Below are 25,600 nucleotides of genomic sequence, written 5' to 3'. Positions count from 1 at the left end.
GGTCAGGTCTTGAACACATGGAAAAAAAATATACATATCCATTCCTGATTCTGATAGCGCTGCTCATCATCTGTTTTTTCGTGAACATTAGTTTGGGATCTGTGTCGATACCTACAAAAGAAATCTTTAAGAGTTTAATGGGCGATGTTGATAATAAATCCTGGCAGTACATCATTCAAAATTACCGATTACCAAAAGCCTTTACGGCAATATTAGTCGGTTCAGGACTGGGAATCTCAGGCTTGTTGATGCAAACACTCTTTAGAAATCCTCTGGCAGGACCTTTTGTATTGGGCATTAGTTCAGGCGCCAGTTTAGGAGTTGCTTTGGTAATTCTGGGTTCAGGCTTTTTTGGTGGTGTTTTTACAACGCTATTGATTTCCAAATGGAGCGTCGTGATTGCCGCAAGTTTAGGAAGTTTTTTAGTACTCTTAGCGGTCATGGTAGTGTCTTCCAAGGTACGGGACACTATGGCCATCCTTATTATAGGATTGATGTTTGGGAGTATCACTTCTGCCGTAGTGAGCGTCCTGTCTTATTTTAGCTCCGCAGAACAACTCCAACAGTATATTTTTTGGGGTTTTGGGAGCTTGGGAAACCTCTCCTGGAATGAACTTTTTATTTTCTTTTTAATATACCTTGCAGGAGGTTTGCTGACCATAATTTCTATAAAAGGTTTAAATACCTTATTATTAGGTGAAAATTACGCTAAAAGCATGGGTTTGAATTTAAAACGAAGTAGGCTTAGGATCATTATTGCCACCAGTTTATTGGCAGGAACCATTACAGCTTTTGCAGGTCCGATTGCCTTTATTGGCTTGGCCATTCCACATATGACCCGTCAGATCTTCCATACGTCCAACCATAAAACTTTATTGCCCGCCGTGTTTTTAATTGGTGCCATAGTGATGCTTATTTGTGATAGCATTGCACAATTACCCACCAGTGATTATACTCTGCCTATTAATGCCATTACCTCATTGGTTGGCGCACCCGTGGTGATTTGGCTGTTGGTGAGGAAGCGGAAGATGTTTTTTTAAAAGTACGTAGGATTACAGATTGAATATTAACGATTGTTGATTAACGATTGTTGATTTTTGATTGGAGTTTAGGAGAAAAAATAATAATTATGAATATCGAGTTTTCAGTTTCGAATAATGTCTACACAAGTTTTAAACAGATAACTCATACAACTGAAAACGGAAAATTTTACAAATATTTCGCTTTAATCGATCCAAAGAAATCCCCGAGGGATGATATCTTTGTAACAAGCCATAACCTATAAAATCGAGCCCCATTGAAGCGCCGTTTTAAAAGTCAATTATTTGGAGAATAGTAATTTTATATCCAATTCGGAATATAGAAATATTGAACAGATTGCACACACAATAAGTAACAGACATAAACACAACACACCACCTTAAATCCTATTTGGAATTTCATCAAATAATCACGTGACAAAAGCCCAACCACATATCGTCCTCGAAACAAAAAATCTTTCTATCGGCTATGCTTCCAAAAAGGGCGCAATGATCATAGCCGATACCATCAATATTATTTTGGAAAAAGGGCAATTGGTAGGACTAGTGGGCGCCAATGGCATTGGGAAATCCACTCTTTTACGGACGCTGACCAATGTTCAAAAACCTTTATCTGGTGAGATTTACATTAATTCCAAATCGGTTTTGGATTATGAGCCCATTGACTTGGCAAAACAATTGAGTTTGGTACTTACAGAGCAAATTGCTTCAAAAAATCTCTCCGTTTTTGAATTGGTGGCTTTAGGGCGGCAACCCTATACCAATTGGATGGGAAAATTATCTCCGGAAGATATTGCCATCACCAATAAAGCGTTGGTTCAAACGAATGTTGAAGCACTAAAAACCAAAAAATGCTTCGAATTAAGCGATGGGCAACTCCAGAAAGTAATGATTGCGCGTGCTTTGGCCCAAGACACCGACTTGATCATTTTAGATGAACCCACCACACATCTGGATATGTACCACAAGGCATATATTTTAAAACTGCTCCAGAAATTAGCGAAAGACACTGGGAAAACGATTCTGTTTTCTTCGCATGAAATTGATCTGATCATTCAATTGTGTGACACCATTATTGTGATGAACGAAAACGGAGTCGTCTCAGGACAACCATGCCAGCTCATTTCAAATGGAACTTTCAATACCTTGTTCCCTAAAGATCTAATTGCTTTTGATGAAAATACGGGAACATTTAGAGTTAAAAAGTAGATTGCAGTATTCAGTTGGCAGTGTTCAGTATGCAGTAGGCAGTGTTCATATTCAGGTGTTCCGTGTCAATTTAAACTTCCTTCCCAACGCTGTCATTCAGGCGGGCAACTTCATCTTCATCTTCAACTTCATCTTCAACTTCAACTTCAACTTCATCTTCATCTTCAACTTCAACTTCAACTTCAACTTCAATGTCAATGTCAATTTCAATTCCGCACTTCCAACTCCTTGCAACTAGCTCTGCGCTTCCAGCTTTCCTCCTTCTTTCAAAAAAAAATCTATCTTTGATAAAACTCACTATTTTTAAATGAACGACAGCATTATCCTTATTATCACCATTATTATTTCTGCCGGAATTGGCTTCTATATTGGCATTACCATCAGTAAACTTAAAAGTAGAGGCCTGCAAAGTACGCTTGAGGAACGTCTTGTGAATCTGCAGCAACAGCTTCAGGATTCGCGAGTACAGCATGATTTAGAGGTACAGAAAATTGAACAGAGAAGTGAAACCCAAATCAGTTCCCTTAAAGAATCCATAATTAATATTGAAAAAGATCGCGAATTCATCCGCAGGGATAAGGAATTCCTAAACACTGAATTGACGCGTAAAAATGCCGATTTTGAAAATCTATTTCTTAAAAATCAAGAACAGAAAGCTGAAGTAGAAAAATTACAGGAAAAATTCGCCATAGAGTTTGAAAATTTAGCCAACAAAATTCTTGATGAAAAATCGACCAAATTCACCACACAGAATAAAGAAAATATAGATGCGATCTTAAAACCTTTACAGGAAAAAATACAGCATTTTGAAAAGCGCGTGGAAGAAACCAATAAGGAAGACATCACCAGAAGTGCCGATTTGCGTCGCCAGATCATTGGTTTAAAAGAACTCAATGAGCAAATGAGCAAAGAGACCACCAATTTGACCAAAGCACTGAAAGGCGACACTAAGATGCAGGGAAATTGGGGAGAATTGGTATTGGAACGTGTTTTGGAACGCAGCGGGCTTCAAAAAGACAGTGAGTATTTTGTACAGCAAAGTTTTATGACTGAAGAAGGCAAACGCGTGCTACCTGATGTGGTCATTTCTTTGCCAGGGGATAAAAAGATGATCGTTGATTCAAAAGTACCGTTAATTGCATATGAACGGTATATAAATGAAGTTGACGAATCAGAACGCTCTACCCACTTGAAAAACCATTTAATATCCGTTAGAAAACACGTCAGGGAATTGGGAGAAAAGAATTATCACCAACTCTATGATATGGAAAGTCCGGACTTTGTATTGCTTTTCATCCCTATCGAATCTGCCTTTGCCATCGCTTCAATGGAATATCCTGCCTTGTACAGTGATGCTTTTGATAAAAACATCATCATCGTGACACCTACTACCCTACTTGCCGTTTTAAAAACCATTGACAGTATGTGGCAAAACGAGAAGCAAAAGGCAAATGCCATTGCTATAGCCACGCAAGCAGGTAGACTATATGATTCGTTTGTAAACTTAACGGAGGAATTGATCAAAGTTGGGAATCAGATAGGAACGGTTCAAAAATCTTATGACAGCGCCATGGTCAAATTAACAGGAAAAGGAAATTTGATCACACGGGTGGAAACCCTAAAAGCACTTGGTGCAAAGGCCAGTAAACAACAAAACGAAAAACTTTTAAAACGCGCCAATGATGACGAATAAGAGGCAAGACGAGACAAAATTTAAAAAAGTAGATGACTCTAGAATCTTAATTTCAGAGTTGATGCTACCCTCTAATTCTAACTTTAATGGAAAAATCCATGGTGGTTACATTCTCAATTTAATGGACCAGATTGCCTTTGCGTGTGCGTCAAAACACTCCAAAACTTATTGTGTTACGGCTTCCGTTGATACCGTTGATTTCTTGAACCCCATTGAAATTGGTGAGTTGGTAACCATGAAGGCGTCTATTAATTATGTAGGCAATACTTCCATGGTCGTGGGCATACGTGTGGAGGCGGAAAACATTCGGACTGGCGAGATAAAGCATTGCAATTCTTCATATTTTACGATGGTTGCCAAGGATGATAAAGGGAATTCTGTTGAAGTTCCAGGATTGATCATCAACGATAAACATGAAATAAGGCGTTTTTTGAAGTGCCTAAAACGAACTGAGATGAAACACTTGAGACATGAAGAATTTGAGAAAAGAGATTTTTCGCCACACGACTATTTACATATATTGAAAGCTTATAAGGTTAAGGTGATGCTATGAGGATTTGTTTATCTCGGAAATATGCAATATATTTGAATATCACTCAATATGATGATAATTAAATATATCATTTAAATACGTGATAATTGAAATTATCATAAGATTAGATGATAATCAAATCACATTAAACACATTTTATGACAAGTATATTGACAGGAGATATCATCAGATCGCGATCCGTTAAAAATCCTGAGGTCTGGCTTTCTACTTTGAAGGAAGCGTTAAGCCTCTGCTCAAAAAATCCTTCCCAATGGGAAATTTATAGAGGTGACAGTTTTCAATTGGAATTGGAAGACGTTGGCGAAAGCCTGAAAGCTGCCATCTACATCAAAGCTTGCTTAAAGACCATCAAGGGTTTGGATGTACGCATTGCTATAGGGATTGGAGAAAAATCATTTACTGGTAAAACGGTAGTGGAATCCAATGGGGAAGCCTTTCAATTTTCTGGCGATACATTAGAAAATCTAAAAAAGGAAAAAGTCAACCTCAAGATCAAAACCACAAACGAACAATTGAACCAAGAACTCAATCTCTACTTGAAATTGGCTTTGACCATAATGGATCATTGGACCACTAATTCGGCAGAAATTGTAAAGTTATATATTGAGCAACCAAATGCCTTACAGGAAGAACTTGGCAAACTTATAGGCATCAACCAAAATGCAGTGAGCAGCAGACAAAAGCGCGCCCATTTAGAACTTATTATGCAGTTGGAACAGCATTACCGCCAAAAAATAAAACAACTACAGGCATGATACTCATAAAACTCATACTCGCACATCTCATTGGTGATTTTTTCCTTCAACCAACATCTTGGATTAAAGAAAAGGAAAAAAAGACATTGAGATCTCCAAAGCTCTATCTCCATGTTTTAATTCATATTGTTTTATTGTTTTTGCTCCTTTGGGATGTTACAAAATGGCCAATAATTCTCATCATCGGGGGCTCACATTTTATAATTGATGCCTTAAAGCTGATGTTACAACAGAAGAAAACAAAACGACTTCTATTCTTTGTGGATCAATTTTTACATCTTCTAGTAATTTTGGTGGTCTATTGGTTATTTATTGGCAAAGACTTTAGTTTGGATCATTTGTTGACCTCACATACCCTCTTGCTACTCACCTGTGTGTTATTTTTGACCATTCCCGTATCCATCATTATGAAAACGATCTTTTTAAAATGGAACATTTCAAAGATCGTGGAAGGGAATGAATCGCTTAAGGATGCTGGAAAGTATATTGGCATTTTAGAACGTGTCTTGGTATTTATCTTTGTGATTTTCGATCATTGGGAAGCGGTAGGATTTTTGATTACGGCAAAATCGGTTTTCAGATTTGGGGATCTTAGGGAATCAAAAGAGCGTAAATTGACCGAATACATCTTGATTGGAACCCTGATCAGTTTTGGGATTGCCATTTTAATCGGACTTCTGTATTTGGTAAGTATTCCATTACTATCATAAAAAAAGCCATCAACACGTGTTGATGGCCTTTCCATAAATTTCACATTTTAATGTTTACCAAACGTTTCACAGGCAAACCATCGTGTTGTAAAAAAAATTGACGTCTCGTTATTTACTCAGATACATTTTACGTCGTGAGTATAAATTATAAAATTGGTCGTCTTTTAAACTGTCAATAAACAGTATGCTTTCCCCAGTACTCTTCATCTCTGGTCCCAATTGTTTATTGACCGTTGGAAACTTGTTAAAAGAAAATACCGGTTGTTTAACAGCAAAGCCTTCCAATTGCGGATTGAAGTTAAAGTCTGTAACCTTCTTCTCGCCCAACATAACCTTAGTAGCATAATTGACATAAGGTTCTTTATAGGCCTTTGCAATAAAAGGGACGGTTCTGGATGCTCTTGGGTTGGCTTCAATGATGTAAACAATATCATCTTTAATTGCAAATTGAAAGTTGATCAGTCCAACTGTATTTAATGCCAAGGCAATCTTTTTAGTGTGATCCTTTATTTGCTGCAATACAAATTCGCCCAGATTAAAAGGAGGCAAAGTTGCATTACTATCTCCCGAGTGAACACCACAAGGCTCTATATGTTCCATGATACCAATGATATACACGTTTTCACCATCACAGATAGCATCAGCTTCCGCCTCAATGGCACCATCTAAATATCGATCTAAGAGCAATTGGTTATTTGGCATTTTTCGAAGTAAATTCACCACATGCTCCTCCAGTTCCTTCCTGTTGATGACAATTTTCATGCCTTGACCACCAAGAACATAAGAAGGTCTTACCAAAATTGGAAAATCAAGTACATCGGAAATTGCCAAAGCTTCATCTGCCGTGGTAGCCACGTCAAATTCTGGATAAGGAATGTCGTTTTCTTTTAATAATTTTGAAAAACTTCCTCTATCTTCAGCTAAGTCAAGTGACTTATAAGTGGTTCCAATAATTTTAATGCCATAACGGTCTAACTTTTCAGCCAATTTCAAAGCAGTTTGACCACCTAATTGTACAATGACACCTTCTGGTTTTTCATGACGGATGATGTCATAAATATGTTCCCAGAACACAGGCTCAAAATACAATTTATCAGAGATATCGAAATCTGTAGAAACCGTTTCGGGATTACAGTTGATCATAATAGTTTCGTATCCACATTCTGAAGCGGCCATCACACCATGGACACAACAATAATCGAACTCAATCCCTTGTCCAATTCGGTTGGGACCTGATCCTAAAACGATGATCTTTTTCTTGTCAGAAACTACACTTTCATTCCCTGATATTAGAGTGCCATCTGCAGCTTCAACATGATTTTCAAATGTCGAATAATAATATGGTGTTTGTGCTTTAAACTCGGCTGCACATGTATCTACCAATTTATAGATACGTTTTATATTCAATTCATCACGTTTATTATAAACCTGACTTTCCAAACAATTCAACATGTGCGCAATCTGTCTGTCTCCGTAGCCTTTTTGTTTGGCTTCCAACAACAAATCATGCTCAATGGTATCAATAGTAAAGGTTGAGATTTCTTTTTCAAGATGATACAATTCTTCATATTGCTTTAAAAACCACATATCAATTTTCGTGATCTTATGGATACGGCTCAATGGAATGCCCATTTGGATGGCATCATAAATCACAAATACACGATCCCAACTGGCATGTTCTAATTTATCTAGAATTTGATCGTAGGTTTTATACCCTTTCCCGTCAGCACCAAGTCCGTTGCGCTTTATTTCCAAAGATTGAGTGGCTTTGTGAAGCGCTTCTTGGAACGAGCGTCCAATGGCCATTACTTCTCCCACAGACTTCATTTGAAGGCCTAAAGTGCGATCCGCACCTTCGAATTTATCAAAATTCCAACGTGGAATTTTCACGACTACATAATCCAATGTCGGCTCAAATAAAGCAGAGGTTGATTTTGTTATCTGGTTGGTCAATTCGTCCAGATTATAGCCAATGGCCAATTTTGAAGCAATTTTCGCAATTGGATACCCCGATGCCTTACTCGCCAACGCCGAAGAACGGGAAACCCGCGGATTGATTTCAATGGCAATAATATCTTCATTTTCATCTGGGCTCACTGCAAACTGAACATTACATCCACCGGCAAAGTCGCCAATACTACGCATCATATGAATGGCCATATCGCGCATGCGTTGGAATGTGGTGTCAGATAAGGTCATTGCAGGAGCAACCGTAATGGAATCTCCTGTATGGATACCCATGGGATCCATGTTTTCAATGGTACAGATAATGACCACATTATCATTTTTATCGCGCAGCAACTCCAATTCGTATTCTTTCCATCCAATCAAAGCTTTGTCAATCATGACCTCATGAATAGGAGAAACCTCTAGGCCACGTGTCAGTAATTCATCAAACTGATCTTCCGTATGCACAAATGACGCTCCCTCTCCACCAAGGGTGTAGGATGCCCTAATCACCAATGGAAACCCAAACTCTTGGGCAATTTCCTTTCCTTCCAAATAAGAGGTTGCCGTAGCCTGTGCAGCCATTGGAACACCAATTTTTAGCATTAATTCTCTAAACTGTTCGCGGTCTTCAGTAATATTTATGGCATTGATATCAACCCCAATAAGTTGTACACCAAAATCTTTCCAGATGCCTTTTTCATCCGCTTGAATACATAGATTCAGTGCTGTTTGGCCACCCATTGTTGGCAAAACGGCATCAATTTGCGGATGCTCCTCTAAGATTTGAATGATTGATTTAGTAGTGAGCGGCAATAAATACACATGATCAGCCATGGTAGGGTCTGTCATGATTGTTGCCGGATTTGAATTGATTAGAATGGTTTCTATACCGTCTTCTCGAAGTGAGCGCAGGGCTTGGGTACCAGCATAATCAAACTCGCAAGCTTGTCCGATAACGATTGGTCCCGATCCGATAATGAGTACAGATTTGATGTTTTTGTTTCTAGGCATTGTGTTGAGATATTTTTTTCAGGGTTCTAAATTTGGTGTTCTAAAAGGTTGAAACTTGGAGGTTAATTATAAGTTTTGATATTTTCAAGGTGCTTTATTTTTGCAGGCACAAAAATAAATATGATTTAGGTACAAAAAAAGGCGTTACACTTAAGTAACACCTTTTTAATATCAACAATTGTTAATCATTATTTTTTATGACTTGGTTCAGAAGACACAGATAGTTTCGCTCTTCCTTTAGCTCTTCTGCGAGCAAGGACCTTTCTTCCATTAGCCGAAGCCATTCTTTCTCTAAAACCGTGTTTGTTTATTCTCTTTCTTTTCGATGGTTGAAACGTTCTTTTGCTCATTGTTTTATATCTTTAAAATAATCTTGTATAGTCTAAAATTTCGTCTTGATTCTTTCCCCAAAACTGCGGGCAAATATACAAAGACTTTTTACTCTGGCAAATCTAATATTAAAATATTTTCATGAAACTTTCATCTCCCCATTTAACCTCCAAAAATACGACTTATTTATAAGCGGTATCATCTTTAATAAGATAGAATATATCAATGCCAACTTAAAAAAAATTAGTTTCTTTGTGATTTGAAATCAGATACCACAATACGTCTTATGAAGACCTTCACCGTTTTGCTTGTTTTTCTTTCATCCGTGGGTGTAGCCGCACAGCAAATGCTTGAATATAACTTTAATGTCAATGATACTTTTCAGGTTGAACAACAGGCCAAACAACACATTGTACAAGAGATTAATGGCGTAGATCAAATTATTGATAACAATTTAAAAAGTGCCATGCGGTTTAAGGTGGTTAAAGTTGAAGATGATATGATCACTTTAGAAATGACATTTCAACATCTAAAAATGACCATGAGCTCTCCAGAACTTGGCGAATTGCTCAACGCAGATACTAACAATAAGGACGATTCTGACCTCACCTCTAAAATGTTTAAGGGCACTTTAAACGTTCCTGTAACTATGATAATGGAGAAAACAGGAAAAATCCAATCAATTTCTGGAGGGGAAAAATTAATTGCCTCGATGTTTAAAGCGGCTGATATTACTGACGAAGCAACCATTGAAGCGAACAAGGCACAATTTGAAAAACAATTTGGGAGTCACGCACTTTCCAACAGTTTTGAACAGATGACTTATTTTTTGCCTGGTAAATCCGTAACGATCAATGATACGTGGGAGAACAGTTATCAAGGGGATTTACAAGCGAAAAACAATTGGACTTTGATAGGGTTCGATGCGGACACGTACACGGTTTCTGGAAATGCGGACACCACCATGTCCAATATTGATGAAAATGTTACCATGGTCCTTACCGGAACCCAAGAAACATCAATTAATGCCAGTTCAAAGTCAGGACTATTTAAGGATATCACCGTTAAAGGAATATATATAGGAGACACACAAGTTCATGCTCAAAACATTACCATACCTACAAAAATAACATCTACTATTACTTATAAAACATTAAATTAAATCATGTACAATAAAAATATTAAACTCGTTATAACTGCGTTAATCATAGCTTATGCCATTTATCAATTTACCGAAGGCTATATCGGAAATGGTATTATGTTTATTTTACTGTCCACAATTTTCGTATTTCTATATTTTAAGAATGAATTTATCCTATTGGCGTTTTTAAGGTTACGGAAGCAGGATTTTGCTGGCGCCAAAAAATGGTTGAACATGATAAAGAACCCATCTAGTGCTTTGGTCAAAAAGCAGGAAGGCTATTATAATTACCTTCATGGGATTCTGGTATCTCAGACCAATATGAATGAAGCCGAAAAATATTTCAAGAAAGCCCTGACCTTTGGCTTAGCAATGGATCATGACATGGCCATGGCAAAATTGAACTTGGCTGGAATTGCATTCAGCAAGAGACGTCCTCAAGAAGCTAAAATACTTTTGAACGAAGCTCAAAAATTAGACAAACGTAACATGTTGGCAGATCAAATTAAAATGATGAAGGACAGCATGAAAAAAGCTCAAATGCCCAATCAGCATTACGGAGGAAACAGACAAGGACGAAGACGTTAAGCATCAAATTTCCGAAATTTCAATACAGGTCTTTTTTATCCTAAATAAGTCACCTAAATTCAAAGCATTTCTTTACGAAATGCTTTTTTTATGGAGATTAGCCGTGTTTTTTAAGCGCTTATCGAGAAGTTTTGAGATTGTTTTGAATAAAGCCTAAGTTGCTCATCCTTAACAAAAACTTCCGGCTTATGATCTTTAGAAAACTACTCCTCCTGACGTTTTTCACCTATATCCCGCTGCTCTTTGCGCAAGAGCAAAAAGTATATTTTGAAGATGCACTTTCGCAACATTTAACAAAGTTTAATATCAAGTCTGATTTGGCCATCAAAAACCAAAGGCCAAATGAGGTGGATGTTCTCTTTGATACACTCATAAAAACACATTTAAGAAACACTTATATTTCTGATTTAAAACTCAAGAAGATATCGGGAGGCATCCTAAATACAGCACAGGTTGACAAGCCCTTTTTGTTGATTACAAAAAACGCCGCCATCATTCAAACCAAAGAAGAAATAAAAACAATCAATGACCTAGCAAATGAGTATAACGGAAAGGTTGACATTATTATCTTATATTGGAGCAAAAAAGATATTGCTAAAAAGAAAGCCCGCCATTTTAATAAAAATGTCACTGTAGTTTATGCTGATGAACGTCATAATAAATTCAATCAAGCACTTTCGGCATTTAAACATTCCTTTGGAGCACCTGCAGGTTTTTATATCAATCAATACAAACAGATTTCTGATATTGACCGGAAGTTCTTCCTAAAAAATGTAAACACATTAACTAAAGAACTCTTTACTGAAAAGGCTCACAAAGGTATTTTTGAGTTGTTAGCGAGTCAAAACGACACGGCTCAATACAAGGTCACTAAAGATCGATAGAAAACCCCTATTAAAGTAATGGAGCCCACAGTCGGCAATAGGATTCTTTTAACTTTTCAATCTTTGGCCTCTTTAACCATCTGTCATGATCAATTTCTTCACTTTCATTTAAATCCTCGAAGAAGTGCGATTTGAGCTCTAAACTTTTCTCTTTGTTGTAAATAATAGCGTTGATTTCAAAATTAATATTGAAGCTTCTATAGTCCATGTTAGTGGTTCCCACCGTCGAGAACACATCATCTATCACGATGGTTTTGGCATGGATAAACCCTTTGCAATATCTGTAAATTTTAATATCAGCCTCTAATAAACATTCTATATAGGAATTTGTAGCGTGTTTTGCGGTCCAAGAATCTGAATCTTTAGGTATAAGCAACCTTACATCAACACCGCTTTTTGACGCGACTTGTAAAGCGGTAATAATTTGTTCATTTGGAATAAAATAAGGCGTCGTTAAATAGACATATTTTTCAGCGGTAACAATGGCTGTAAAAATAACCTCCATGATGTTGGCCCAATCCGTATCTGGCCCACTGGCGGCAATTTGCATAGCCACATATTCATTACAGTTTTCCTTTGGAAAAAAACTTTCCTCTATTTCAATCTTTTTATTGGAAACAAACTCCCAAGTCATCAAGAAATGGATTTGCAAAGACTTCACAGATTCTCCAATTATCCTTAAATGTGTATCTCTCCAGAATTTGTCAGAGTCGTCATAGTTGACATAGGTATCCGAAACATTGATGCCCCCTATATATCCAATTTGTCCATCAATAACTACAATTTTACGGTGGTTTCTATAATTCATTTTTCCCGTAAAGCCTGGAAAAAGAACAGGCATAAAGGAGTGCCACTCCACACCATTCTCCACCATTCTATTTTTGTTTTTTCTCGATACACTACTTCCAACATCATCAATACTCAACCTTACTTTAACACCTTCCCTGGCTTTGACACAAAGAATATCAATGACCTCCAACCCTATTTTATCATCACGCAAAATATAGTATTCCATGTGAATGTGTTTTTTGGCATTTTTTAAATCGGCAAGAAGTAATTTGAACTTATTTTCGCCGTTTTTAATGATTTGGACATCATTATTGGTGGTTAAAGGCGCATTTTGACTGCTATGCAATAGCTTAACAAGTTTAATCTTATCATCTAAAAGGTCCTCTTTCAATTCCCTTATCTCCTCTTTGTCCGGTTTTAACCGTTTACTGACGTCAGCAATTATTTTTTGATTCAGAATGTTTTTTCTGTTGAAGATTTTATTTTTCCGATATTCCTGTCCGAAAAGATAATAAACGATAAGACCAAAAAATGGAAAAAAAACCAAAACGATAATATAGGATATCGTTTTGGTTGGATTTATATTTTTGGTCAGAACGACAAATGCTGATACAATTACTAAGAGATAATTTATGGCTATCAGGATGACCCAAATGTTGTTCGAGATGGTGGCTAGCATCAATTATTGGAATAATGTCCTTTTTCAGGAATTTCTATGACGTATTCCTTTCTGGTTTTATTGTTCAAACGAGTTTCTCTTAACCAAGGATTATGAATTTTAAGAACTTTATAGTTAATTCCATATTCTTGGGCAAAGGCCGTAAAATCAGGTATTTCTTTATCTACTACAACATTGAAGGTTGGAATGTTGGCGTAGAGATCATTCTCTTCAAAATTGAAACCATAGACTTTAGGATTGGTCATGATTTCTTTTAAGGCCACAATTCTAAACATATACCGTCCTGTTTCCTCACCCAACAATAAATCATAATAATCAGTTACATTCTGTTCTTTTAAGCGTCTTGATATTCCTGCATTTCCAGCGTTATAAGCCGCAGCAGCCAAAGTCCATGACCCTAAACTTCGTTTTGATTGCAGTAAATACTTACAAGCCACTTCCGTAGATTTTTCTAAGTGGTACCGTTCATCTACGTTATCATTGACTTCTAGGCCATTTTCCCTAGCGGTTGCCGGCATAATTTGCCAAACACCTCTTGCACCTGCCGGAGAAACCGCATTGGTCAATCCGCTTTCTATAACTGCCAAATACTTGAAATCATCAGGAATTCCGTGCTTTTTCAAGATAGGTTCGATAACAGGAAAATATTTTTGAGCACGTTTGAACATCAAAAGGGCGTTAGATTGCCAATAGGTATTCACTAAAAGTTCCCGATCCATGCGTTCATACACATCCGGAATTGACAAAGGCAAAGGCTCATCTGCAAAATTAAGTTCGTCGGGTATTTTTAAAGCATAAATATTATAACCATTGTCCAATTTTTGCTCTGGCATCATATCTTTATCAACAGGAGACTGGACAGCAAATATGAACAATCCTGAAATGCTCATAAGTCCTACAATAGCTAATAAATTCTTAATAATTTTCATTTTGCAATTTTTTTTTATAAATGTAAATAATAATTCAACACTATTCACTTGGAGTCTATTATTAATTCCGGAAGATGTTTGTTAAACCATTTGTACTTTGTAACGACCATAATATGCGTGCCCCCCTTTACTACAATACAGTCTCCCACACATGAATGTGTGAAAATGGCATCTTTGTCTCCATGTATATATATGGCATTATCAATAGGTTCTTCCTGATCCCATAGCAACATTTCCTTAATTGCCCAATCCAAATACCGCTTGTCATTTACTGCCAGATAGGTTTTGTATAGATCAATACGTTTGGAAACCGTTTCATTGAAGGCGTACTTTTTAAGAACGTCTAAATTTGAGAGCAATTGTGTTGGGGCGTATTTATAAGCCTTTATAAACTTAGCAATCTTCATCCGTTTAGGTAATTCGTGGCGAGATTTGACACTGCTTACCACAATCAACTTCCTGACCTTCATAAATTTACTCATTTCCTGAACTAAGATGCCACCAAAAGAAACCCCCAAAAGTACAGGATTTTCATGGTCGATCTTTAGAATCATGCGTTTGGCATAAGCTTCCAAACTCTCATTTTCTTCCGGAATCATCCACTCCAACCAATAGATCTTAAATTGATCTTCAGGCAGTTTAATACGATCGAATATGGTTGGTTTCGCCGCCATTCCAGGCATAAGATAAACAGGTATGATGTTTTTCTCCATGTGAAATTTTTAATCTGAACAAAAATATTTTAACCTAAGACTATGCTTAAAACCTTTGCTTATAGCTTGTGTAAGCATTTACTTCTTAAGCATTTAACAGTCAAGAAACCGATTGCTAAGGTAATTTTTCGTAAATTTGTAACGCAAAGCTATATAAAAATATAGTGATCGCACCTTCCAGCCCAACGAAATAAAATTAAATATATTATTATGATTGATGCAGTAGAATTAGTTGACAATGACTTCTTACGTCAATTTGAGCTTAAAATTGAAGACGATTTGGCAAAAATTGAATACTCTCTACAAGACCGAAAAATCTTTCTAACCAAAATGTTCATTCCTGAAAGTGTTACTTCTGAGGAATTTGAAACTAATTTTTTGACCTTGGTATTTGAAAATATTTCTGAACGAAATATTAGTGTTGTTCCGACAAGTCCGGAGATAGCTAAATTTGTCAGGAGAAATAGAAAGTACCAAAAGATGCTTCCGGTAGGGATCAGAATCTAAAAATTAAAAAACCGAAGCTATGCTTCGGTTTTTTTATGCTTTCTTTTTGTAAACCAACGTTAGATCCTTACTCTCAATCACCTCAGTTAGTGCTTCATTGTAAATCTTAATGGCATCCTTGTAGACCACGGTCAGTTGATTATTCTCCACAACCCCTATGGTACCATTAAATTGAATTTCTCCATTAGTTTTTTGAGAATAATCAGTGGCAAAACCAATAGTTCCTTCAGCACAAACCTCTTCAAAGATATACACATCAGAAGAACCATTTTTTAAACGAATGGTAATTTTAGGGTTGAAGGAATCTTGAGAGATCACGATGCCATCCTTATCAAAACTTAATACTTCATTTACATCACAAGACGTTTGATCCAAAAGATTTGTAGTCACGTGTTTGCTAGCTTTTAAAGCTATAGGAATACCAACGGTCCATGAGGTCAATTGCCACCCACCAACTACCGGGTTCTTAACTTCATCCTTTGATATACTTAAGAGTATACTAAAAGTAATGGTAAGGAAAAGTAGGCGAAACGAAGTTTCCATTTTAAAATTATGAAATACGGGATCAACATCAAATTTATCAATAAGCATTGATTATTTAAAAAAAACGGGGTAAATAGCAAAAAATACGGTTAAAAACCACATCATCAATTCAAAAAAGATGATTTAGTGAGCAAGAACAGCCACAAATTCAAATCTTACGATTCCATCAGCATCAATTTTAGTGAGTTCTACTTGATGTAGTGTGTTGACAAGCCCCGGATTCCATGGGTATTTTACCTTGACATAATTTTCTGTAAACCCGTGAATATACCCTTCCTTATTTTCACCTTCAAACAAAACGGTTCTTATGCTTCCCAATTGACTTTCGTAAAACGCACGACGTTTTTTTACTGATAGGCCCCTTAACATCTTACTGCGTTTTGCTCTCACGTTTTTGGAAACAACACCGTCCATTACGGCAGCTTCGGTATTATCACGTTCCGAATAAGTAAATACATGTAAATAAGAAATATCAAGACCATTGAGGAAATTATAGGTTTCCAAAAAGAGTTCATCGGTTTCTCCCGGAAACCCGACAATAACGTCAACGCCAATACACGCATGCGGCATGACCTCTTTTATTTTTGAAACCCGATCTACATAAAGTTCCTTCAAATAGCGACGTTTCATCTTTTTAAGAATAGTATTGCTACCACTTTGAAGAGGAATATGAAAATGCGGGACAAAAGCTCTCGATTTAGCAACCAAATCTATGGTTTCATTCTTGAGTAAGTTGGGTTCAATAGATGAGATTCGCAAGCGCTCAATGCCCTCTATCTTATCCAATTCTGTAACCAAATCCAAAAAGGTGTGCTCATGCTTTTTATTTCCGAATTCACCTTTTCCATAATCGCCAATATTCACCCCGGTCAATACGATTTCCTTGATGTCCTGACTGGCAATCTCCTTGGCGTTCTTAATGACACTTTCCATAGTATCACTTCGCGAAATTCCGCGAGCCAAAGGAATGGTACAATAGGTACATTTATAGTCGCAACCATCTTGAACCTTCAAAAAAGCACGTGTTCTATCGCCAATGGAATAACTTCCCACGTAAAAATCGGCTTCCTCAATCTCACAGGAATGGACCTCTCCCATGTCGTTTTTAGAAAGGTCATTTAAGTAATCGGTGATCTTAAATTTCTCTGTAGCCCCAAGCACCAAATCCACACCGTTGACATCTGCCAATTCCTGAGGTTTTAACTGGGCATAACATCCCACTGCAGCCACAAAGGCATTGGGATTGACCTTCTGCGCTTGTTTTACAATAGATTTAAAACGTTTATCGGCATTTTCTGTAACGGAACAGGTATTGATCACATAAATATCAGCAACTTCATTAAATTCCACACGATCAAAACCTTCATCTACAAATGTTCTTGCTATGGTAGAGGTTTCTGAAAAATTCAGTTTGCAGCCTAAGGTATAAAACGCTACTTTTTTTCTCATAATACAGGATTCATTTCCTAAAAACAGAAATTTCTTCTAAAGAAAAATCTCTATCTCTAAAAGTAAAATACAAATTTAACTTGTTTTTGGATTTTGATGCGCAAAGTTACGCAATAGTTTGAAACGAATACTAATATCCATTAACTACTAATGGGAATTTACAAAGTGAAAACCAACAGTTTGGACGAAGTTAAAGAGGGTAACTGTAAAAGCAAAAAACAGGAATGTCAGAAATAGCAGTATAACATGAAATTCCTTAGGACTATCAAATTATACTTCAATCCCTTCTAAATTTTCGTGTAGCCTCGAAAACATGGTTCATAATTGCTTGGTCAAGGTCGCAGAATTCTATTTCGCGTCTGGACATTACCATTTTAGCTACATCAAATGCTTTATTGGTTTGGAAAGTTGTAAATCCAGAAGCACCTCCCCAACTAAAGCTCGGTATAAAATTACGCGGATACCCACTTCCAAAGATATTTGCGCTAACGCCTATTACCGTGCCAGTATTGAACATGGTATTGATGCCACATTTACTGTGATCACCCATCATAAGGCCACAAAACTGAAGACCAGTCCTTCCGAAACTTTCTGTGGAATAATCCCAAATTTTGACCTCAGCATAATTATTTTTAAGATTGGAAGTATTGGTATCCGCTCCTAAATTACACCATTCGCCAATAACAGAATTACCCAAAAAGCCATCGTGACCTTTATTGGAATGAGCAAAAAGAACAGAGTTGCTAACCTCTCCGCCTATCTTTGAGTAGGGACCAACGGTGGTAGGTCCGTAAACCTTTGTTCCCATTTTCACAATAGAATGCTCACCCAGCGCGAAAGGTCCTCTAACCATGGCGCCTTCCATTATTTCCGCATCTTTGCCAATATAAATTGGGCCATTGGCGGCATTGAGCGTGACAAACTCCATAACAACACCTTCCTCAATAAAGACATTCTGTGGTGCTATGATATTATTGGTAGCAGATATGGCTTGTGAGGCCCTCCCATTGGTGACCAACTCAAAATCCTCCAGAATGGCTTCACCATTTTTTGAGAAAATATCCCAGACCTGTTCCACTTTAAGAACTTCGCCATCATACTCAATAGCCTCAAAATCATTAAAATCAATATCCTCTTGAGCGTCGGTGGTAAAAAAAGCAATCACGTCCTCATCCTGAAATATAGCCTGGTTTTCTTTCAGGCTCCTGACCAATTCTACCAACTCATTATTAGGGAGGAAAGAAGCATTAATCATCACGTTCTCCTCCATTTCTACCATTGGATACTTTTCTGAAAGATAATCTTCCGTAACGGTTGTTGTTGTGGATTGCAAATGCATTTCCCATTTTTCCCTAATGGTCAAAATACCTATTCTAAGATCGGCAACCGGTCTTGTAAAGGTAAATGGCAAAAGATTATCTCTAAAAGGACCGTCAAAAAGGATATAGTTCATTTATTAAAATTAGAAGTTGGTTAGCACTCAAAATAAATATCAGAAATGGAAAAGATCCGCCTATGAAAGAAATTAAAGCTCCTCGACAGAACAACTATTTCGATTTCGAAAAATTTCAAGGCTCAAAAGTAAGTTATTTATGGAAAACAAAAAAGCCTTCAGAAAATATCTGAAGGCTTTTGCTATATTGGAAACTAAATTACTTTGAGAATTTAGCGTATTTACTTCTAAATTTATCAATACGACCAGCAGTATCAACCAATTTGGATTTACCTGTGTAGAACGGATGAGATGTTCTTGAAATCTCCATCTTTACAAGTGGATACTCAACACCATCAACCTCAATAGTTTCATTTGTATCAGCTGTAGATTTTGTTAAAAACACGTCTTCATTTGACATATCTTTAAATGCTACAAGTCTATAATTTCCTGGATGTATATCTTTTTTCATCTCTAAATACTTTAATATCGTTCAATTTTTGAAAGTGCAAATTTAAGTAATTTTTACAAATGCGCAATAGATTTGCTGTATATTTTTACTTTTTGCATTGAAATCATTTCCTCCCTACAATTTACAAAACAAAATTACCTTTTTCAAAACCCAAGATTCCACCTGAAATGAAAATTTTTTGTAACGTTTTTCTATATTTGCTTACTAACTAATATATAAACTTATTAAACCAATTTTTTATGGATATCATGGAAACAGAAAAACTTTCCCCTGGGAAGTTTGCAATTAATTACGGGGTCATCTTAGGCCTTGTTATGGTGGTTATTTCAGTTGTTACTTATGTCACCGGATTAGCTATACAAGGTGCACAATGGCCTACTGCAATTTACTATCTTATCTTTCCAATGGTTATTTTTTATGCCATTTCTCAATATAAAAAGAGCAACGCTAATCTTTTGAGCCTAAGCGATGCACTTAAAGTGGGTGTGTTGATCGGTGTGATCAGTGCGATTGTTTTCGTGATCTATTCTTTGATTTTTAATTACATCATAGATCCTGATTTTATAAACCAAATGATCGCCGTAGCTAAAGATAAAATGATTGAAGAAAATCCGGATATGACCCAAGAGATGCTCGATCAAGGGATGAAGATTGTTGAAATGTTTGCAAATCCTGCGTTAATGGGAGCATTTTGGGTTGCCATGAGCGGTCTTTTTGGACTTATTTATTCGCTTATCGGTGGTTTGGTCATGAAAAAAGAATAAAACAGTTTTGAACTAATTTTGTTACTTTTGAATGCTTACAACTTGAAACCACTTAAATGAACATATCAGTAGTTATACCACTACTCAACGAAGAGGAATCGTTAACTGAATTATATGATTGGATTGCAAAAGTTATGCAGTCCAATCATTTTTCTTATGAAATCATCTTTATCGATGACGGCAGTACAGACGGGTCCTGGAAGATCATTAAACAGTTGTCGGAAAAAGACACTCATGTTAAGGGCATTCGTTTTACGAGAAATTTCGGAAAATCACAAGCCCTACACGCTGGATTTGAAAAAGCACAAGGTGAGGTGGTCATCACAATGGATGCCGATTTACAGGATAGTCCAGAAGAAATTCCAGAGCTTTATCAGATGATTGTCAAAGATCACTATGATATGGTTTCAGGATGGAAGAAAAAGCGTTATGATTCTGTTGTTTCTAAAAACTTGCCTTCCAAACTCTTCAATTGGGCAGCACGAAGTACCTCAGGAGTGAAGTTAAACGATTTTAACTGCGGTCTCAAAGCTTACGATCTGGACGTCGTGAAAAATATTGATGTGCATGGGGAAATGCACCGTTACATTCCGGTTTTGGCCAAAAATGCCGGATTTTCAAATATCGGTGAAAAAGTAGTGCAACATCAAGCTCGAAAATACGGCACCACTAAATTTGGAATGAACCGGTTTATTCATGGTTTTCTCGATTTGTTGACCATTTGGTTTATCTCGCGTTTTGCTAGAAGGCCAATGCATCTTTTTGGTGCTTTGGGCGCGATTATGTTACTCATCGGACTTGGTTTTACACTTTATCTAGGAATCGATAAACTCTTTTTAAATACTTCCGGTCGCTTGATTACCGATCGTCCACAATTCTATATTGCACTGTCCACGATGATTATGGGTACCCAGTTTTTCATTGCTGGATTTTTGGGCGAAATTATTTTACGCAACAGAGACGACAGAAAACGGTATCTTGTTCATGATGAATTGAATTTCTGATCCATCAAATTAATAGTCTTTAATCAATTAACATTTGCTGAATTGCCTATTTTTGTAATATTAACTTTAATCAATCCGTCATGATTTATATTGAACCGAAAATTTTAGATCGCATCAACACTTGGTTGACACCAACTTTTGATAAAGAAACCCAAGATGAAATCAAGGACAGTATCGCATTTCATCCTAAAGAAATCCAAGAAGCGTTTTATAAGGATTTAGAATTTGGCACCGGTGGGATGCGAGGCATTATGGGCGTAGGTACCAATAGAATCAATAAATACACACTAGGAAGAAACACACAAGGCCTGAGCAATTACTTGCATGAGCAATTTCCAGATGAAACACCTAAAGTGGTCATTGCATTTGATTGCCGACATAATAGTAAATCCTTGGCCAAGGTTGTGGCGGATGTGTTTTCAGCAAACGACATTCAAGTTTATTTGTTTGAAGATTTGCGCACCACGCCAGAATTATCTTTTTCGGTAAGACATTTGGGCTGTCATTGTGGGATTGTTTTAACCGCTTCACATAATCCGCCAGAATACAACGGTTTTAAAGTGTATTGGCAAGATGGTGGTCAGTTGGTGCCACCTCAAGATGCAGCCATAGTTGATAAAATAAACAGTTTGGAGTATTCTGAAATTAATTTTAAAGCCAAAGAAAAATTCATAAATATTATTGGCAAAGAAGTGGATGATGCCTTTATCGACGCGTCGGTAAAAAACGGAAATTTTACTTCTCAAAAAGCTAAGGACGACATCACGGTTGTCTTTACATCGCTTCATGGCACCTCTATTGTCACCGTCCCAGAAACGCTTAAACGTGCAGGCTATAAAAACGTCCATATTGTGAAGGAACAAGCAGTTCCAGATGGCGATTTTCCGACGGTACAATCCCCAAACCCTGAAGAACCGGAAGCTTTGAAAATGGCATTGGAGCTCGCAGAAAAAGTAAATGCAGATATTGTTATAGGAACTGATCCTGACTGTGACCGTTTAGGAGTTGCGGTTAGAGATTTGGAAGGCAAATTAATCCTGCTCAATGGCAATCAAACTATGTTGGTAATGACTGATTTCCTGTTGAAGCAATGGAAGAAACAAGGAAAACTTGACGGCAACGAGTTTGTAGGATCCACAATTGTTTCTACGCCCATGGTGGAAGTCTTGTCGAAATCATACGGTGTAGAATACAAAGAAGGCTTGACCGGATTTAAATGGATTGCTAAAATGATTAAGGATTTTCCTGAGCTGGACTTTATTGGAGGTGGTGAAGAAAGTTTCGGTTTTATGGTAGGCGATTTTGTACGGGACAAAGACGCAGTGACCTCTACCCTACTGGCCTATGAGATCGAAGCCCAGGCAAAGGCTGACGGCAGTTCATTTTATGAAACACTATTGCAATTGTACGTCACTCATGGCCTTTATAAGGAACATTTAGTATCTATTACCAAAAAAGGTATGGAAGGCGCTCAAGAAATCAAACAAATGATGATGGACGCCAGAGAAAACCCGTTAAAGGAAATCAATGGTTTTAAAGTAACCAGAATTGAGGATTACCAACTTTCAAAAGCAAAAAACTTTATCACCAATAAAGAGGAAGATATCAATATCCCAAAATCAAACGTCATAATCTATTACACCGAAGATGGCAGCAAAATAGCATTAAGACCAAGTGGCACCGAACCAAAAATTAAGTTTTATATGAGCGTTAATGCGCCCTTGCCGTCTGTAGAAGACTATACATCTGTGGATGGTCAATTACAGAAAAAAATTGACGCAATGCTAAACGACATGAATCTCAGCTAAATGGAGTATCTAAAAAAATTTTATCGGTTTATTATTCCGTATAAAAAATATGCTTACCTCAACATTTTTTTCAATTTTCTTTATGCGCTTTTTAGCACACTTTCCTTTGTCGCTTTAATTCCCGTATTTAAAGTTATTTTTAGTGATCAACGCGAGATTGTTGCTGAACCTACATTTGAAGGAATAGCGCATATCAAGAGCTTTGTTGAAGATTACCTTAATTTCTTTATTTCAGATAAAATTGAAAAGTATGGCGATTTTAAAGTTCTCATGCTAATGGTGGGAATCATCATCAGCATGTTTTTACTGAAAAATCTTTTCAATTATCTGGCCATGTATTACATCACGTTTTTAAGAAATGGCGTTTTAAAAGATATACGGAATGTGCTCTTCGATAAAATAGTCACTTTACCCCTAGCCTTCTATTCTGAGAAAACCAAAGGGGATACCATCTCTCGGGTCAGCTCGGATGTGGATGAAGTTAAGAACTCATTTTTGGCCGTTTTGGAAATGATTGTCAGAGAACCTTTGACCATTCTATTTTCATTGATTGCGATGCTCATCTTGAGTGCTAAATTGACTTTATTCGTTTTTGTTTTTATTCCGATATCAGGCTTTATAATTTCAAAAGTCGGAAAATCACTCAAAAAGGGATCTTTAAAAGTACAACAGGAACAGGGGATATTCTTATCCATTCTAGAAGAAACAATGTCCGGCCTTCGTATTATCAAAGCCTTTGACGTGGAACATGTCTTTGCCAAAAAATTTGAAGATTCCAACGAGCGCTACTATAAATATTCAAACGCCCTGCTAAATCGCCAAAACTTAGCATCGCCTATCAGCGAGTTTTTAGGCATTATCGTCATTGGAATCCTTTTGGTATATGGTGGCTATCTAGTGTTTATTGACAATTCTATGGATCCGAGTTTCTTTATAGGTTACATTACACTGGCCTATAATATTTTAACGCCGGCAAAATCGATCGCCAAGGCAAGTTATGATGTTAAAAAAGGAAACGGTGCTGCCAATCGGATTCTGGAGTTTTTGGAATCTGAGAATACCATTATGGAAATTGAGAATCCCGTAATTAAAGAGAAGTTTGTGTCCAATGTGGCGATAGATAACATTTCCTTCAAATACGACGATCAATTGGTTCTCAAAAACTTTAATCTCAATGTTCCCAAAGGGAAAACCGTGGCGCTCGTTGGCCAATCTGGAAGTGGAAAAAGTACCATAGCCAACTTGATTACCCGCTTTTATGATGTGAATGAAGGCAGCATTTCCATTGATGGTGTCGATATTAAAGATTTATCACAGTCGTCATTGAGAGGCATGCTTGGTGTCGTATCTCAAGATTCTATTTTATTCAATGACACTATTGGCAACAATATTAAAATTGGCAAACAAAATGCTACCGATGAAGAAGTGATTGAGGCCTTAAAAATTGCCAACGCTTGGGAGTTTGTGAAAGATCTTCCCAACGGTATTCACTCCAATATTGGCGATTCTGGCAATAAATTATCTGGAGGCCAAAAACAACGTTTAAGCATTGCAAGAGCAGTCCTTAAAAACCCGCCAATCATGATTTTGGACGAAGCCACGTCTGCTTTGGATACGGAAAGCGAACGTTTGGTTCAATCTGCCCTGGAGAATATGATGCGTAACCGGACTTCAATTGTCATAGCCCATAGATTGTCAACCATTCAAAACGCCGATGAAATTGTAGTCATGCAAAAAGGAGAAATTGTTGAACAAGGCAAACACAATGAACTCATGGCAAAAAATGGCGTTTACAAAATGTTGGTTAATATGCAGAGTTTCGAATAGAGACTATACAAAATTAAAAGTGAGCTTCCACCACGACGCGAGTACCTCAGAGATTTGCTTCGGGCATCATGAATTCAGGAAAACCAATAAGTTAGTTTGAGTAAAAATTAATTGAAAATTTAATCATCCCAATAATTCGCGGGATTAGTATAATCATCCGTTTTCTATCCGGAGCATGCTCCTTTTCAAAACAGAGTTTCACTAATAAGAAAAGGATGCCACTACCAAGGTGCATCCTTTTCATTTTATTGTCAGTACTTGGGGAAACACTGACGATATAGTAGGTTAGGTAGTGTAAACATATTACTTTTATTATTACCAAACAAGTAAAAAATGTAATTCGTCGATAATTACTACTCTTAATCGGAGTTTTACCGTTCAACGTATTGATAATCAGTAGAAATATTTTAATAATATTTTTTACTTCTTCCGTTAAACTTTTTATACCTTCAATTGTCTTATTAAAAAACGCTTTTGTGCACAACGAAGAGGAACTCATTTTAAGATTAACATCCACCGCTACCAAAGATTCTGCTTTTAAGGAATTGCTTTCCTTATATAAGGAGCGGTTGTATTGGCATATTCGAAAGATTGTTGTGAGCCATGATGATACGGATGATGTCTTGCAAAACACCTTTATCAAAGTCTATAAAAACATCCATAGTTTTAAGGGCGAGAGCAAGTTATTCTCCTGGATGTACCGCATTGCAACCAATGAGGCACTTTCACACCTAAAGCGTAATTCAAAATTAAGGAGTATTGATAGTCAGGAATTACAAGATCATACCATTGATAACCTTGAGGCCGATGTTTATTTTGA

Annotated in this window: 25 protein-coding genes; 15 read left to right on the top strand and 10 right to left on the bottom strand. The window is 36.9% G+C overall.

What is annotated here, in order from left to right; genetic code table 11:
• Positions 1–17: 17 nt before the first annotated feature.
• Both VLZ86_RS01185 and VLZ86_RS01180 read left to right on the top strand, forming a co-directional pair.
• Complete coding sequence (locus VLZ86_RS01185) at positions 18–1,040, top strand: iron ABC transporter permease (protein WP_325447872.1); 1,023 nt, start codon at positions 18–20, stop codon at positions 1,038–1,040.
• Between the two features lie 414 nt (positions 1,041–1,454).
• Positions 1,455–2,249, top strand: coding sequence for an ABC transporter ATP-binding protein (locus tag VLZ86_RS01180; RefSeq protein ID WP_414652532.1), 795 nt, complete (start codon positions 1,455–1,457; stop codon positions 2,247–2,249).
• A gap of 70 nt (positions 2,250–2,319) precedes the next feature.
• On the opposite strand, the gene VLZ86_RS01175 is transcribed toward VLZ86_RS01180, so the two are convergent.
• A complete protein-coding gene (locus tag VLZ86_RS01175; RefSeq protein WP_325447870.1) occupies positions 2,320–2,547 on the bottom strand; it encodes a hypothetical protein in 228 nt (75 codons plus the stop codon).
• 9 nt (positions 2,548–2,556) lie between these two features.
• On the opposite strand from VLZ86_RS01175, the gene VLZ86_RS01170 reads away from it, so the two are divergent.
• From VLZ86_RS01170 to VLZ86_RS01155, 4 genes are all read left to right on the top strand, one after another.
• Positions 2,557–3,942 carry a DNA recombination protein RmuC gene (locus VLZ86_RS01170; protein WP_325447868.1) on the top strand — a complete coding sequence of 462 codons (1,386 nt, stop codon included), beginning with the start codon at positions 2,557–2,559 and terminating at the stop codon, positions 3,940–3,942.
• A complete protein-coding gene (locus VLZ86_RS01165; protein WP_325447898.1) occupies positions 3,932–4,495 on the top strand; it encodes an acyl-CoA thioesterase in 564 nt (187 codons plus the stop codon). Before VLZ86_RS01170 ends, VLZ86_RS01165 begins: the two co-directional genes overlap by 11 nt.
• A gap of 137 nt (positions 4,496–4,632) precedes the next feature.
• Positions 4,633–5,250: a transcriptional regulator gene (locus VLZ86_RS01160; protein ID WP_325447866.1), complete on the top strand. Its 618-nt coding sequence runs from the start codon at positions 4,633–4,635 to the stop codon at positions 5,248–5,250.
• Complete coding sequence (locus tag VLZ86_RS01155) at positions 5,247–5,960, top strand: DUF3307 domain-containing protein (protein ID WP_325447864.1); 714 nt, start codon at positions 5,247–5,249, stop codon at positions 5,958–5,960. The genes VLZ86_RS01160 and VLZ86_RS01155 overlap by 4 nt, the downstream gene beginning before the upstream one ends.
• 108 nt (positions 5,961–6,068) lie before the next feature.
• On the opposite strand, the gene carB is transcribed toward VLZ86_RS01155, so the two are convergent.
• Positions 6,069–8,921, bottom strand: coding sequence for a carbamoyl-phosphate synthase large subunit (carB, locus tag VLZ86_RS01150; RefSeq protein ID WP_325447862.1), 2,853 nt, complete (start codon positions 8,919–8,921; stop codon positions 6,069–6,071).
• A 188-nt stretch (positions 8,922–9,109) separates the two neighbouring features.
• Positions 9,110–9,271, bottom strand: a complete 162-nt coding sequence (gene rpmH / locus VLZ86_RS01145; RefSeq protein ID WP_129017059.1) for a 50S ribosomal protein L34 — start codon at positions 9,269–9,271, stop codon at positions 9,110–9,112.
• Between the two features lie 266 nt (positions 9,272–9,537).
• Between rpmH and VLZ86_RS01140 the strand changes: the two genes are divergently transcribed.
• From VLZ86_RS01140 to VLZ86_RS01130, 3 genes are all read left to right on the top strand, one after another.
• Positions 9,538–10,413, top strand: coding sequence for a DUF6263 family protein (locus VLZ86_RS01140; RefSeq protein ID WP_325447859.1), 876 nt, complete (start codon positions 9,538–9,540; stop codon positions 10,411–10,413).
• Positions 10,414–10,416: 3 nt separating this feature from the next.
• Positions 10,417–10,980: a DUF2892 domain-containing protein gene (locus VLZ86_RS01135; RefSeq protein ID WP_325447857.1), complete on the top strand. Its 564-nt coding sequence runs from the start codon at positions 10,417–10,419 to the stop codon at positions 10,978–10,980.
• A 188-nt stretch (positions 10,981–11,168) separates the two neighbouring features.
• Positions 11,169–11,864 carry a hypothetical protein gene (locus VLZ86_RS01130; protein ID WP_325447855.1) on the top strand — a complete coding sequence of 232 codons (696 nt, stop codon included), beginning with the start codon at positions 11,169–11,171 and terminating at the stop codon, positions 11,862–11,864.
• Between the two features lie 10 nt (positions 11,865–11,874).
• Here the strand turns inward: VLZ86_RS01130 and cls are convergent, their stop codons facing one another.
• From cls to VLZ86_RS01115, 3 genes are read right to left on the bottom strand one after another with little or no spacing between them, the layout of a single operon-like run.
• Positions 11,875–13,332 carry a cardiolipin synthase gene (cls, locus tag VLZ86_RS01125; protein ID WP_325447853.1) on the bottom strand — a complete coding sequence of 486 codons (1,458 nt, stop codon included), beginning with the start codon at positions 13,330–13,332 and terminating at the stop codon, positions 11,875–11,877.
• A complete protein-coding gene (locus VLZ86_RS01120; protein WP_325447852.1) occupies positions 13,332–14,261 on the bottom strand; it encodes a lytic transglycosylase domain-containing protein in 930 nt (309 codons plus the stop codon). The genes cls and VLZ86_RS01120 overlap by 1 nt, the downstream gene beginning before the upstream one ends.
• Before the next feature lie 44 nt (positions 14,262–14,305).
• Positions 14,306–14,974, bottom strand: coding sequence for an alpha/beta hydrolase (locus VLZ86_RS01115; protein ID WP_325447850.1), 669 nt, complete (start codon positions 14,972–14,974; stop codon positions 14,306–14,308).
• Between the two features lie 210 nt (positions 14,975–15,184).
• Here VLZ86_RS01115 and VLZ86_RS01110 point away from each other — a divergent pair, with 210 nt between their 5' ends.
• Positions 15,185–15,481 (top strand): N-acetyltransferase, encoded by a 297-nt coding sequence (locus VLZ86_RS01110; protein WP_325447848.1) that lies wholly within the window; start codon positions 15,185–15,187, stop codon positions 15,479–15,481.
• A gap of 33 nt (positions 15,482–15,514) precedes the next feature.
• On the opposite strand, the gene VLZ86_RS01105 is transcribed toward VLZ86_RS01110, so the two are convergent.
• The 4 genes from VLZ86_RS01105 to VLZ86_RS01090 form a co-directional block, all read right to left on the bottom strand.
• Positions 15,515–16,072 carry a hypothetical protein gene (locus VLZ86_RS01105; protein ID WP_325447846.1) on the bottom strand — a complete coding sequence of 186 codons (558 nt, stop codon included), beginning with the start codon at positions 16,070–16,072 and terminating at the stop codon, positions 15,515–15,517.
• Between the two features lie 75 nt (positions 16,073–16,147).
• Positions 16,148–17,473 (bottom strand): tRNA (N(6)-L-threonylcarbamoyladenosine(37)-C(2))-methylthiotransferase MtaB, encoded by a 1,326-nt coding sequence (gene mtaB, locus VLZ86_RS01100; RefSeq protein WP_325447844.1) that lies wholly within the window; start codon positions 17,471–17,473, stop codon positions 16,148–16,150.
• Between the two features lie 277 nt (positions 17,474–17,750).
• Entirely contained in the window at positions 17,751–18,926 is a 1,176-nt protein-coding gene (locus VLZ86_RS01095; RefSeq protein ID WP_325447842.1) for a GlmU family protein, read from the bottom strand.
• A gap of 199 nt (positions 18,927–19,125) precedes the next feature.
• Positions 19,126–19,377: a type B 50S ribosomal protein L31 gene (locus VLZ86_RS01090; protein WP_325447840.1), complete on the bottom strand. Its 252-nt coding sequence runs from the start codon at positions 19,375–19,377 to the stop codon at positions 19,126–19,128.
• 239 nt (positions 19,378–19,616) lie between these two features.
• Here VLZ86_RS01090 and VLZ86_RS01085 point away from each other — a divergent pair, with 239 nt between their 5' ends.
• The 5 genes from VLZ86_RS01085 to VLZ86_RS01065 form a co-directional block, all read left to right on the top strand.
• Positions 19,617–20,141, top strand: a complete 525-nt coding sequence (locus VLZ86_RS01085; protein WP_325447838.1) for a DUF4199 domain-containing protein — start codon at positions 19,617–19,619, stop codon at positions 20,139–20,141.
• Between the two features lie 56 nt (positions 20,142–20,197).
• Positions 20,198–21,145 (top strand): glycosyltransferase family 2 protein, encoded by a 948-nt coding sequence (locus VLZ86_RS01080; protein WP_325447836.1) that lies wholly within the window; start codon positions 20,198–20,200, stop codon positions 21,143–21,145.
• Positions 21,146–21,225: 80 nt separating this feature from the next.
• Complete coding sequence (locus VLZ86_RS01075) at positions 21,226–22,953, top strand: phospho-sugar mutase (protein WP_325447834.1); 1,728 nt, start codon at positions 21,226–21,228, stop codon at positions 22,951–22,953.
• Entirely contained in the window at positions 22,954–24,780 is a 1,827-nt protein-coding gene (locus VLZ86_RS01070; protein WP_325447832.1) for an ABC transporter ATP-binding protein, read from the top strand.
• A gap of 476 nt (positions 24,781–25,256) precedes the next feature.
• Positions 25,257–25,600, top strand: a 344-nt coding sequence (locus VLZ86_RS01065) for an RNA polymerase sigma factor (protein WP_325447830.1), incomplete at its 3' end; no start/stop codon positions are given.

It is taken from the genome of Gelidibacter sp. (assembly GCF_035515035.1).
Lineage (GTDB): Bacteria > Bacteroidota > Bacteroidia > Flavobacteriales > Flavobacteriaceae > Gelidibacter.
This window is presented reverse-complemented; position numbering and strand designations above follow the sequence as displayed.

Coding starts and splice junctions, on each gene's coding strand:
- VLZ86_RS01185 (WP_325447872.1), top strand. CDS start 18: ATGGAAAAAAAATATACATATCCATTCCTGATTCTGATAGCGCTGCTC.
- VLZ86_RS01170 (WP_325447868.1), top strand. CDS start 2,557: ATGAACGACAGCATTATCCTTATTATCACCATTATTATTTCTGCCGGA.
- VLZ86_RS01165 (WP_325447898.1), top strand. CDS start 3,932: ATGACGAATAAGAGGCAAGACGAGACAAAATTTAAAAAAGTAGATGAC.
- VLZ86_RS01160 (WP_325447866.1), top strand. CDS start 4,633: ATGACAAGTATATTGACAGGAGATATCATCAGATCGCGATCCGTTAAA.
- VLZ86_RS01155 (WP_325447864.1), top strand. CDS start 5,247: ATGATACTCATAAAACTCATACTCGCACATCTCATTGGTGATTTTTTC.
- carB (WP_325447862.1), bottom strand. CDS start 8,921: ATGCCTAGAAACAAAAACATCAAATCTGTACTCATTATCGGATCGGGA.
- rpmH (WP_129017059.1), bottom strand. CDS start 9,271: ATGAGCAAAAGAACGTTTCAACCATCGAAAAGAAAGAGAATAAACAAA.
- VLZ86_RS01140 (WP_325447859.1), top strand. CDS start 9,538: ATGAAGACCTTCACCGTTTTGCTTGTTTTTCTTTCATCCGTGGGTGTA.
- VLZ86_RS01135 (WP_325447857.1), top strand. CDS start 10,417: ATGTACAATAAAAATATTAAACTCGTTATAACTGCGTTAATCATAGCT.
- VLZ86_RS01130 (WP_325447855.1), top strand. CDS start 11,169: ATGATCTTTAGAAAACTACTCCTCCTGACGTTTTTCACCTATATCCCG.
- cls (WP_325447853.1), bottom strand. CDS start 13,332: ATGCTAGCCACCATCTCGAACAACATTTGGGTCATCCTGATAGCCATA.
- VLZ86_RS01120 (WP_325447852.1), bottom strand. CDS start 14,261: ATGAAAATTATTAAGAATTTATTAGCTATTGTAGGACTTATGAGCATT.
- VLZ86_RS01115 (WP_325447850.1), bottom strand. CDS start 14,974: ATGGAGAAAAACATCATACCTGTTTATCTTATGCCTGGAATGGCGGCG.
- VLZ86_RS01110 (WP_325447848.1), top strand. CDS start 15,185: ATGATTGATGCAGTAGAATTAGTTGACAATGACTTCTTACGTCAATTT.
- VLZ86_RS01105 (WP_325447846.1), bottom strand. CDS start 16,072: ATGCTTATTGATAAATTTGATGTTGATCCCGTATTTCATAATTTTAAA.
- mtaB (WP_325447844.1), bottom strand. CDS start 17,473: ATGAGAAAAAAAGTAGCGTTTTATACCTTAGGCTGCAAACTGAATTTT.
- VLZ86_RS01095 (WP_325447842.1), bottom strand. CDS start 18,926: ATGAACTATATCCTTTTTGACGGTCCTTTTAGAGATAATCTTTTGCCA.
- VLZ86_RS01090 (WP_325447840.1), bottom strand. CDS start 19,377: ATGAAAAAAGATATACATCCAGGAAATTATAGACTTGTAGCATTTAAA.
- VLZ86_RS01085 (WP_325447838.1), top strand. CDS start 19,617: ATGGATATCATGGAAACAGAAAAACTTTCCCCTGGGAAGTTTGCAATT.
- VLZ86_RS01080 (WP_325447836.1), top strand. CDS start 20,198: ATGAACATATCAGTAGTTATACCACTACTCAACGAAGAGGAATCGTTA.
- VLZ86_RS01075 (WP_325447834.1), top strand. CDS start 21,226: ATGATTTATATTGAACCGAAAATTTTAGATCGCATCAACACTTGGTTG.
- VLZ86_RS01070 (WP_325447832.1), top strand. CDS start 22,954: ATGGAGTATCTAAAAAAATTTTATCGGTTTATTATTCCGTATAAAAAA.